The sequence below is a fragment of the Pseudomonas sp. D47 genome (genome assembly GCF_045447305.1).
Classification (GTDB): Bacteria; Pseudomonadota; Gammaproteobacteria; order Pseudomonadales; family Pseudomonadaceae; genus Aquipseudomonas.
Genome location: NZ_JBJGXU010000062.1, coordinates 22902 through 33816 on the forward strand (window position 1 = coordinate 22902; position 10915 = coordinate 33816).

Consider the following 10915-nt stretch of genomic DNA (forward strand, 5'->3'; position numbering starts at 1 on the left):
CAAAGCATAGCTATTCGCTCAGGGTTTGCCGGGCTGTGACGCTTGCGTTCGTCCGCTTTCCCAACCGCCGCCCAAAGCCAGGAACAGATCGATCTGGCTCATGGCAACCTGGGTGTTTGCCGCTGCCAGCTGCGCACGCACATCGGTGTAGGTACGCGTAGCTTGCAGGTCGGCGAGGAACGAGGCGCGGCCGGCCTGGAAGAAGCGGTGCGTCTGCTGCGAGGCTTCCTTGGCCGACTCGCCGGCATCGGCCAGCGCGTCACGGCGTTGCAACTGCGCGGTGTACTGCGCAAGGCCGGTCTGGGTCTCGCGGATGGCGTTGAGCACCACGCCGTCGAAGTGGGCCAGGGCGCCCTGGGTCGCGGCTTCGGCTTCGTGGATGCGGGCGCGGGCGCCGTTGGTCGGCACCGACCAACTGATCAGCGGGCCAAAGCCCCAGCGGTTGGTCGCAGGCGTACCCAGGTCATCGAGCAGACCGACCGTGCCCACGGTGGCGCCGATACTGATATCCGGGTACAGCGCGCCGGTGGCCACGCCGATACGCGCGGTGGCGGCGGCCAGTTGGCGCTCAGCCTGGCGTACGTCGGGGCGGCGTTTGAGCAGGGTCGCGCCGTCGCCCACAGGCAGCAACTGGGCGATGTGCGGCAACTCGGCGCAGGTGCCGGTGCCCGAGGGTAATTGGTCTACAGGCTTGGCCAGCAGCATCGACAAACGGAACAAGCCCGCTTGGCGCAACGCTTCGTAGCGCGGCATGTCGGCGCGCAAGGATTTGTATTGGGTTTGCGAACGCGTCACCTGGGTTTCGTCACCACGCCCGGCGTCGCGCAGGCGCTGGGTCAGCTTGGTGCTCTGGGCTTGCAGGTCGAGGGACTCGTTGGCAATCGCCAGTTCTTCGTTGGCCGCGCACACCTGGGTGTAGGAGCGCACCACATCCGCGACCAGCGTAATGCGCGCAGTGTCAGCCGCAGCCTGGGCGGCGTCGGTGGTGGCCTGGGCGCTTTCGATGCCGCGCTGCAAGGTACCGAACAAGTCGAACTGGTAGGAGGTGCTAATGCTGGCGCTGCCGATGTTGCCGACCGGGACTTTTTCTGTCAGCAAAAACGCTTCGCCCGATTCCTGCAGGCGCTGGGCCTCAGCCTTGACGCCCGCGTTCCAACCGCCTGCGGATTGCGCCTCTTGGGTCTGGAAACGCGCGCGTTGCAGGTTGGCGGCGGCCACACGCAGGTCGGTGTTGGAGGCCATGGCCTGGCGTACCAACTCATCCAGGCGCGGGTCTTTGTACAGCTTCCACCAGTCGGCTGGCACCGGCGCCGAGACCACGTTGCCACCCTCACCTGCGATCTGCCCTTGCAGGTCGCCACGGTTGATGGCGGCCTTATCCGGCAGTTTGTAATCGGGCCCCACCACTTGGCAGGCCGACAGCAGCAAACCCAAGCCGGCCGTGGCCAGCAACGCCGCCGGTTTCATGGTTTTTCTCCCTGCTGCGCTTTTTCTTTGGCGGCGGTCTTGTCGTCAATGATCGACACCGTGGCCGTACGCCCGGCGATCATGCGAAAGTCCGCCGGCACGTCATCAAAGGCAATGCGCACCGGAATCCGCTGGGCCAGGCGCACCCAGCTGAATGCCGGGTTGACGTTGGGCAACAGGTTAGAGCCACTGGTGCGGTCACGGTCTTCGATACCGGCGACGATGCTCTGCACATGGCCACGCAGACGCGCGTTGTCGCCGATCACGCGGATATCCACGGCCATACCGACGTGAATGCCGTCGAGTTTGGTCTCTTCGAAGTAACCGTCGATGTGGAACGAGTTGCTGTCCACCACCGACAACACCGGGCGCCCGGCGGTGACGAACTCCTGATTACGCGGCGCACGGTCGTTGACGTAGCCGTCCACGGGGCTGCGGATCACCGAGCGGTCGAGGTTGAGCTGGGCGGCGTCCACCGTCACCTGCGCCTCGGCCAAGGCCGATTGGGCACGGGCCACGCGGGACTGGCTTTCTTCCAGTTGCTCGCTCGGCACCAGGTTGCCCAGGCCACGGTTACGTTTGTTTTCGCGCTGGGCCTGGGCCAGGGTTTCCTGGCGGTCGGCCACGGCAGCCTGGGCTTGGCGCAGGGCCAGCTTGAAGCGGTCCTGGTCCACGGCAAACAGCACCTGACCTTTGGTCACAAGCTGGTTGTCGCGCACGTCGACTTGCTGGATCAACCCGGACACGTCCGGGGCGATCTGCACGATGTCGGCACGGATATGCCCGTCACGCGTCCAGGGCGCAAACATGTAGTACATGACCATGCGCCACACAACGACGACAGCAAAGGTCACTATCAATAACGTCAGGACAACACGGCCGATGGTCAAAAAAGGTTTTTTCATGTCATCAGATATCGACTGAGTGAGTCCACCGCGCCCAGCAACAGCGCGTAGAGCCCCACATTGAACAATGCCCGGTGCCAGACCAGGCGATAGAAGTGAATGCGCGTCAACAACCCGTGCACCACCAGAAACAACACGTACGTAATGCCCATCAGCACCAGCAGCGTGGGCAGGAACACCCCGCTGATATCCAGATCACCGATCATAAAGGCGCTCCATCAGGCAGCGGCGCTTCCATTTCGGTGCCGCCAATAAATTCCACGCCGGGCAGCAACGACAGGCGCAAGCCGGCCAACGCGTGCAGCAGATGCAGGCGGGTGTCATCTTCGTCTTGCAGGCCTTGCCCGTTGAGGGCGCGGCGCGTGCGGTCGAGGGTCATCAGCAGACCGCTCGGCGCGGGCAAGCGTTCACCCGCCTTGAGGCAGGCTTTGAAGTAACCGCCGACGCCTTCCACCACCTGGTTGAGCAGCACCCGGGGCACGCCGTAGATGCGCGGCGAGTAGGCCAACAGGTCAAGCAGGTTCAGCGCCACGCGCAAATCGCGCAGGGCGGTGCCGGTGTCCTGGCCGATGAGGCCCAGGCGCGGCAGGTGCTGCATCAGGCGGTCAAGCATTTGCGCGGCCATGTGCCGGTGTTCGGCCAGGGTCGCAGGCTCGGTCAAGGTGACGATGTCGCGCCAGCTGAAACGGGTCAGGCGCTTGGCCGCCAGTTCGGCGCCGAACGGCCGTGCAATCAAGGTCCATACAAAGGCGAACAGTAAGCCCACCGGCCCGGCCAGGTTGACGTTAGCGAAGTTCAGGAAGTCCGCGTCGTAGGCGCCCTGGATGCTGATAAACGACGAGGTGTTGACCAGCGTCAGCAGCATGCCGAGGTAGAAACGCGGCTGCACCGTGAGCGTGCCGATGCAGATAAACGGCACCGCGAACGCCAGCACCAGCATCGGGAAATCGTGCAGGTTGGGCAGCACCAAAAACAGATAGAGGCTGGCGAACAGCACCGACATCGCAGTCCAGAAGAAAAACCGATAGATCTGCGGCGCCGGGTCGTCCATCGACGCGAAAAAGCTGCAGGCCACGGCGGCGAGAATCACCGCGCTGCCGCCGTCGGTCCAGCCCAGAAGGATCCACAGCACCGAGGCGACGATGATCGCGGTGACGGTGGAGAATGCCGAGTAGAACATCAGGCCACGGTCGAGGAACGGCGTCAGCCGGCCCAGGCGCCAGTGGCGGTACACGGCGCGCCAGGTGTCCTGGCTTTCGCACTGGATGGCGGCCTGCAGGCTGCGGCAGTCTTGCCACAGGTCGATCCATTCGGCCAGGCGATACAAGGCGTTGGAGAACAGCAACGTGTGGCGGTCGTCCAGCGCTTCGCCTTGAGGTTGCAGGGCGTCGACCTTGTCGCGCAGCACGCGCCAGCGTTCGAGGGGTGCCTCTTCGGTGGTGCTTTGCAGCCAAACAGTGGCCTCTTCCAGCAACGGCGTGAGCTGATCGAGAAATTCCGGGGCTCGGTGTTCGATTGCGTAGACCGCGTCGTCCAAGGCGTCGATCACCGGCAGCAGGTGAATCATGCGCCCACGCAACTCCTTGGTGTTGCGCACCGTCTGCGGCCGCGCGCCTTCGTGGGGCAACTGGCCGATCATCAATTCCAGGGTGTTGAAAGTGGCGACCATGCCGCCGCGCAAGGTGCTGACCTCTTCAGGCGCCACGTTGCGCGTCAAAAAGCGCAGGCTGTAGACCTGGGCGTCGGCAAACCACTTGGCCACCGAGCCATCGAACACCGGCATCAGGCGCCGTGGCCAGAACATCGCGCCCACCACCGCGGCGACCGCGATGCCGAGGAAGATTTCTTCCGTACGTGCCTCGGCCACGTCCCACACCGCCAGCGGGTTATCCACCACCGGCAGCGCGATCAACGGCAAGGTGTAGCCGGCGAGCATCAGCGCGTAGTTATTGGCGGTACGCAGGTGCATGGACAGGAACAGCAAAATGCCCGTCCACAACGCAATCACCACCACCAGCACATACGGCGCCTGCACAAACATGGGCACAAAAATCACCGCCGCCGCCGCGCCCATAAAGGTGCCGATGGCGCGGTACAAAGCCTTGGAGCTGGTAGGGCCGACGAACGGGCTGGAGACGATGTACACCGTGGCCATCGCCCAGTAAGGACGTGGCATTTGCATGAGCATGGCGATGTACAACGCGATCATCGACGCCGCGAACGTACGCACCCCATAGAACCAGTCGCGGGCGGGCGGGAAGCCGGCAAAAAATCCGTTCAAGGCGATGCAACCCCAGCCGCTTCAAACGCCCGCAGCACACGCAGGGCGGCCTCAAGGTCGCTGTTGGCGATATCCGCCAACACTTCCCGGCGCAGGCGCACCAGTTGCACTTCCACCGCTTGCACCAGCTCACGGCCGCGCTCGGTGAGGCTCAAAGCCTTGGCGCGGCGGTCATGGACGTCTTCGGTACGGCACACGTAGCCGCCGCTGCACAGCTGGTCGAGCAGACGCACCAGCGACGGGCTTTCCATCCCGGACGCCTGGGCGACTTTTACCTGATGCACACCGTCGCCCAAGCGGCCGATCATCAACAATGGCACGGCGCAGGCTTCGGAAATACCGTAACTCACCAGCGTGGTCTGGCAGATTTTGCGCCAATGACGGGCGCCCACCACCATGCTGCTGCTGAGGTTCATGTGGAGTTGTTCGAGGGTTTGAGGCACTGGAGTGATCGCATACAGTTAGTTTGCTAACTATCAATATGGTGGATGGATCCAGAGCAGTCAAGTTTTGAAACAAATTTGTGATGGGTGGTGCGGGGTTGGGGTAAGTAAAGCGGGTTTCGGAAGGGATGTTGGATGTTCAGCGGTATTGATCGCTCCCACGCTCTGCGTGGGAGTGCATCCGCGTCCGCTCTTAAAGTCGTGACGCAGAGCGTCACAGGCGGCATTCCCACGCGAAGCGTAGGAACGATCAATGCCTTTTTGAAAAGATTTTTTACGCCTCTCGCCCTGCCCGCAACAACACACTCAACTGATCCACGACTTCCGCCCAATCCGCATCTTCAAGAATCCCATCGCGCAAAAACGCTCTCTGACTGGGCGTCCAGAAAAACGCATCCGCCAAATGCAGTTCAGGCTTTAGCGGTGAATGAACCGTCACAAACTTCTCGATACTCACCGGGTCATGCGGCAGCCCAAGCTGTTTGAACAGTGAAGGTAAGCTGTGCACAGGCGATTCCATGGCAAGCTCCAGATAAAGAAGTGTTAACTGAGTCTAGCGGCAACCTTCGGGTTGCGGCTGCGGTACGTTGCACAGCACGAACAGCCGCGCCCTGGCACCGCCGCCGTCCTGACGGCTCAGCTCGCGCCAGCCATCGGGCAGTGGTGCGAAATCATCCGGCGCTTCGTTGCTGCTGATCAGCCACACGCGGCGGGTATCGGCGGGCAATGCCGACAAACGGTCGAGGTAGATGCGCCCACCATCCTGGTCCACCAGCGTACCGAAGCCGTAGGCGTTCGGCCGGGTCGGCGTGCCGTCGGGTTTGGGCGGTGTGTAGAGCTGCAATTGGGCGTCGGTCTGGTCGTAATACACGTAGCTGAGGTACCACATCATGTCGCTCAGAACGATGCGGTCGTCTTCCTGGTAGTTGCGATTGACGAACTCCACGGGCACGTTGAACTGGTCATGTTCATCGACAGTGAAATTGTTCTTCAACCCCACCAGTTCCACCCCCACGAACAACACAAGAAAGGCCGCGCCCAACCAAGACAGGCGCGCCGGTAAGCGGTCGATGGCGAGTGCCACAAGGATAGGCAAACCCAACGCGTAGACAGTGAGGTAACGTTCGATAAACACCGGGGAAATAAAGGACACCCCGTACACCAACAGCAACGGCAGCAGGAAAAACAGCGCCAGCAAGGTGGCCGGCCGATAACCCTCGCGGTCTCGCCAGGCAGTCACCAGCACGATCGCAACGAGCAGCAGCGGGAACAGCCAAAACAGCGGCGGCCAGAAGCCAATACCCTCGTCCTGCGCCACAAATTGCCAGATCATCGACGGCATGGAGAGCAGATTAACTGGTTCCTCCCAGCCAATATCACCGCCCACCTTGAGCTGTTCGACGTGTTGCACCAGGCCCCACAAGTTCGGCAACCAAGGCAGGTACACCAACACAATCGCGGCGTTGGCCGCCCACCACGCAGGCCGCCCGAGCAGGCGCTGGCCTCGTGGTTGCGCGCGGTACAGCACACCCAGGTAAGCCCAATGCACCAGCACACACAGGGCGGTGAAGTAATGGGTGTAAAACCCGGCACTCATCAGCACGGCATACGCCACCAGATAACGCGTGCGCTCGGGCTGACGCACCCAGTACACCAGCGCCAACGTGGCGGCCAGCAGCCACACACCCAGCAGTGAGTACATGCGTACTTCCTGGCTATAGCGCACCGCTGTCGGCAGCAGCGCCAGCAACACACCCGCCAGCACGGCCGCACGCCGGGTGGACAGCGCGCGCGTCAGCCAGGTGCCCAGGCCCACGGCGACCACACCGGGGATCGCGCTCATGCCACGAATCGACCAGATGCTGTCGCCGAACAGCTCGATCCAGCCGCGCAGCATGAAAAAGTACAACGGTGGGTGCACATCATGGGCGGCGTGAAACCACAGGTCGTCCACGGCGTATTCACTGAGCAACAGGCTGGAGCCTTCGTCGCCCCAGATCGCCGCCGCCGTCAGGCTGTAAAAACGCAGGGCCATGGCCAGTGCCAGGATCGGCACCCACCACAGGCGACTGACCCAACCGGTGCCTTCCCAGGCACCGGTGAGGCGATTGAATGCGGGCATTGCCGCAATCTTTTCATCTTGCTCTACCACAGACCGTCGCACCTCAATTCCCCTACCCTTGCCTTTTAAGGCCGGCAAACAAGCCCCATGCGTGAATGACCGCCACTCTAGGACAAAAGCCCATTATTCGCTGCTGGAATCGGACAAATCAGCGATTTGTGTAGGCCTTCACCGATGCACTTGTCGGATCACGCTATGATTGCCCCCTCAAAGGACTAAGGATCAAGGACACGTCATGCGTATCGGTTTTCTGTCTCCCCTGGCCCTGGCGCTGCTCGCCGGCCTTTCCTTCCAGGCCCAAGCCAGTGGCGATGACTCGTGCTACCCCGACTGGCGGGTATCGCGCGACAGCCTCGAAGGGTGCAGCAACCTGCCCTTTCTGAGCCCGGGCAATGACAGCCGGGTCAACCTGCGCCTGTTGCTGGCCGACAAGCAGGTGGCGCCCCTGACGCCGAGTGCGCTGGGTGAAACGGATCTGGAAGAAGGCTTCGGCCCGGTGCCGTTCCCGGTGTATCGCCTCACACCGATGACCGATGCCAGCGCCGAAAAACCCGACGCGACGCCTGCGCCCAACAAGCTCGATGAGCTGTTGGCCTCGCAGGGTATCGCGCGTGAAAGCGACAAAGCTGCGGGTGATACCTTCCTGAGCGGCGAAGGCAGCCGCTGCCGCAGCAACGACGACAGCAGCGCCACGGCGTTCGTCAGCCAGGTAATCAAGGCCGACCTGCCCGAGCCGGAACGCCGCTTACTGATCGCGGGCCGCCTGCACCTGCTTGGCGCCTGTACTTGGGAAGGCGCAAGCCTGGGCGACCCGGAGCAAATCCAGTCAGCCCCAGGCCGCGAGCTGCGCACCTACCTTCAAGCCGCCGGCGACTTCTACAGCGGCCGGTTCGGCGACGCGCAACGCGGCTTTGTCGCGGCCGCCGCCGGCAGCCTGCCGTGGGTCAAGGAAACGGCGCTGTACATGATCGCCCGTACCGAACTGAACCAAGCCCAGGAAAACGCCTTCGATGAATACGGCATGCCGCAGCTGGAGCATGTGGATAAGTCGGTGTTGGCCAATAGCGAAACCAGCTTCAACCTGTACCTGAAAACTTACCCACAGGGCGAATACGCCGCCTCCGCCCAAGGCCTGTTGCGCCGCGTGCATTGGCTGGCGGGCGATACCGACAAGCTGGCGAACGCGCTGGCTGCGCAATTGAGCGCTGAGCCGCGCAACGTGTCGTTGGATGACCTGGTGCAGGAAACCGACAACAAACTGCTGAACGCTACCCAAACACCTGCGGCCAACCCACAGATGCTGGCGCTCAATGACTTGATGTGGATGCGCGCCGGCAACCCGCCCAAACTGACCCGCGAGGCCTTGACCGAGCAGAAGGCGGTGTTCGCCCAAGAACCGGCGCTGTACGACTACGTGCAAGCCGCCTTTGCCCTGTACGTCGAGCATCAACCCGACCACGCCTTGAAACTGCTGCCTCAGGACGTGCCTGCGAGCCTGAACTACTTCGCCTTCAGCCAGCAGACCCTGCGCGGCCTCGCCTTGGAAGCCAAGCAAGACTGGAACAGCGCCGAAGCGCTGTGGTTGAAACTCTTGCCACTGGCCAAGCAACCCTTGCAGCGCGACCAGTTGGAGCTGGCCCTGGCGATGAATTACGAGCGCAGCGGCCAACTGGCCAAAGTGTTCGCGAGCGACTCGCCGATCAGCGCTAAACAGGTGCGCTATATCTTGCTGCGCAACATCGCAGGCCAGGAATTGCTGCGTCAGCAGATCACCCAGGCCAGCGACCCGGCCGAACGCGAAACCGCCCAATTTGTGCTGCTCTACAAAGACCTGCTGCGCGGCCAATACGCCACCTTCGCCGAAGACCTCAAGCAACTGCCAGCCTCGGCGCCAGAGGACAAACTCGGCACCAGCCTGGGTTACGTCTACAGCGATGGCTACTCGCTGAAGCTGTTCCAATGGAACGGCGACAAAGCCGAATCCGGCTACGCCTGCCCGAGCATTGCGCAAATCGCCAGCACTCTGCAGGCCGATCCGAAAAACCCCAAGGGCCTGAACTGCCTGGGTGAGTTCATCCTCAGCAACCATCTGGACGGCATGCCGCTGGACCAGGCGCGCGCCGCCGGCAGCCTGGGCAGCACTGCCTCGCTGTTCAAAGGCGAAGCCTTTTCGCGGCTCGACGGTTACCGCCAGGTCATCGCCAACCCCAAGGCTGCGCATAACGACAAGGCCTACGCACTGTTTCGCGCGATCAACTGCTATGCGCGGTCCGGCTATAACAACTGCGGCGGTGAGGATGTGGATAAATCCGTACGCAAAGGCTGGTTCCGCCAGCTGAAAACCGGGTTTGCCGACACCGAGTGGGCCGAGTCACTGAAGTACTACTGGTGAAACACCTGTGGCTAGGCTTGCTGTTGCTGGCAAGCCCGGCCTTTGCTGCGGTTGACGCCCGCGACTACGACGCCTTCTGGCTATGGAGTGGCGTCACACCGCAGCCGGTGCTCAAGCAGGCGAAAACCCTGTACATCCTCCAGGGCCAGATCAACTCCACCCGCCGCGCCCCTCAGCGCGGCGTGCAGTTCATCGCCCAAGGCATCAGCGTACCGCGCATTACCCAGGGTGAAGTTTGGGTGGTCTACCGCGCCCACACCCTGCACTGGCCGGAGCAGGTCTACAGCCAATTGCTCGGCCAAGTACAACGCTGGCGCGACGCCGGCAACCCAGTGGTCGGCATTCAGATCGACTTCGACGCTCGCACCCAGTACCTGCACGAATACGCCGACTTCCTGCGCGACCTGCGCCAACGCTTGCCCACTGACCTGCGCCTGAGCATCACCGGCCTGATGGACTGGAGCAGCAACGCCGACCCAACCGCCATCGCCCAGCTCAAAGGCGTGGTGGATGAAGTGGTGGTGCAGACGTACCAAGGGCGCCACAGCATCCCAGATTACGCGGCGTATCTGCCACGGATGAACCGGCTGGGGCTGCCGTTCAAGGTCGGGTTGATTCAGGGTGGCGTGTGGGAGGAACCGGGGTATTTGAAGGGGAGTGAGTGGTTTCGGGGGTATGTGGTGTTTTTGCAGAACCCGTAATCACGCAATATCCCCTGTGGGAGCGGGCTTGCCCGCGATAGCGTCAGTTCAGTCAACGTGGTGTTGAATGATACGTCCTCATCGCGGCATGGGCATCTACGCAACTTTTTGTGTTGCGCTAAGTTTTTGGCGGGGTTTTTAGGTAGATGTGAGTACATATCCGTTGCTGCGGTAACGGCTGCTTAGGGTTCCGCCCTTACGGCGGGTCACTTTTGGAAAAGAGCCCCAAAAGTAACCAAAAGGGCTCTTGCCCCACCACTCGGTGCCTCGCCTAGGCTCGGCATGCCCTCACTCCGGCCATCGTGGTTTAACGGGGCGCCTAAGATCAAGATCAAAAGCAAGAGCACGGCGGCCTAGTAGCCGACCTGAGTGGTAGAAGCAAAAGCAGGGCAAAAGCATGGCAGCACACCTTTTGCCTTATATACCGAGATCCCAATGTGGGAGCTGGCTTGTCGGATCGCCGCACCGCTGCGATGCAGACACCTCGGCCCATCAAGTACACCGAGTTGATGCCATCGCAGGCAAGCCAGCTCCCACATTTGATTGAGTTCAGTTTCAAATATCAGGTCGGCTGTCAGGCCGCCTTGGCTTCGCTTTTGATTTA

General features: G+C 62.1%; 9 protein-coding genes. 2 read left to right on the forward strand and 7 right to left on the reverse strand.

Going from position 1 to position 10915, the window contains the following annotated elements; all coding sequences use genetic code 11:
- Nucleotides 1-18 precede the first annotated feature (18 nt).
- The 7 genes from ACI77I_RS26570 to ACI77I_RS26600 all read right to left on the reverse strand — a co-directional run bounded on the left by ACI77I_RS26570 (nt 19) and on the right by ACI77I_RS26600 (nt 7260).
- The gene (locus ACI77I_RS26570) at nt 19-1467 is read right to left on the reverse strand and encodes an efflux transporter outer membrane subunit (protein ID WP_242153768.1); all 1449 of its coding nucleotides are present in this window, start codon (nt 1465-1467) and stop codon (nt 19-21) included.
- Nucleotides 1464-2372 (reverse strand): efflux RND transporter periplasmic adaptor subunit, encoded by a 909-nt coding sequence (locus tag ACI77I_RS26575; RefSeq protein WP_094952055.1) that lies wholly within the window; start codon nt 2370-2372, stop codon nt 1464-1466. The genes ACI77I_RS26570 and ACI77I_RS26575 overlap by 4 nt, the downstream gene beginning before the upstream one ends.
- Nucleotides 2369-2578: a DUF1656 domain-containing protein gene (locus tag ACI77I_RS26580; RefSeq protein ID WP_016969155.1), complete on the reverse strand. Its 210-nt coding sequence runs from the start codon at nt 2576-2578 to the stop codon at nt 2369-2371. Before ACI77I_RS26580 ends, ACI77I_RS26575 begins: the two co-directional genes overlap by 4 nt.
- On the reverse strand, nt 2575-4653 hold the full coding sequence (locus ACI77I_RS26585) for an FUSC family protein (protein ID WP_094952056.1): 2079 nt from the start codon (nt 4651-4653) through the stop codon (nt 2575-2577). Before ACI77I_RS26585 ends, ACI77I_RS26580 begins: the two co-directional genes overlap by 4 nt.
- Nucleotides 4650-5069 (reverse strand): MarR family winged helix-turn-helix transcriptional regulator, encoded by a 420-nt coding sequence (locus ACI77I_RS26590; protein WP_094952057.1) that lies wholly within the window; start codon nt 5067-5069, stop codon nt 4650-4652. Before ACI77I_RS26590 ends, ACI77I_RS26585 begins: the two co-directional genes overlap by 4 nt.
- A gap of 301 nt (nt 5070-5370) precedes the next feature.
- Nucleotides 5371-5616, reverse strand: coding sequence for a DUF2789 domain-containing protein (locus ACI77I_RS26595; RefSeq protein ID WP_406999203.1), 246 nt, complete (start codon nt 5614-5616; stop codon nt 5371-5373).
- A 33-nt stretch (nt 5617-5649) separates the two neighbouring features.
- Nucleotides 5650-7260, reverse strand: coding sequence for a glycosyltransferase family 39 protein (locus tag ACI77I_RS26600; RefSeq protein ID WP_406999205.1), 1611 nt, complete (start codon nt 7258-7260; stop codon nt 5650-5652).
- Nucleotides 7261-7453: 193 nt separating this feature from the next.
- On the opposite strand from ACI77I_RS26600, the gene ACI77I_RS26605 reads away from it, so the two are divergent.
- Both ACI77I_RS26605 and ACI77I_RS26610 read left to right on the forward strand, forming a co-directional pair.
- On the forward strand, nt 7454-9610 hold the full coding sequence (locus ACI77I_RS26605) for an outer membrane assembly lipoprotein YfiO (RefSeq protein ID WP_406999207.1): 2157 nt from the start codon (nt 7454-7456) through the stop codon (nt 9608-9610).
- Nucleotides 9607-10311 (forward strand): DUF3142 domain-containing protein, encoded by a 705-nt coding sequence (locus tag ACI77I_RS26610; RefSeq protein ID WP_263274270.1) that lies wholly within the window; start codon nt 9607-9609, stop codon nt 10309-10311. Before ACI77I_RS26605 ends, ACI77I_RS26610 begins: the two co-directional genes overlap by 4 nt.
- The last annotated feature ends 604 nt before the right edge of the window (nt 10312-10915 follow it).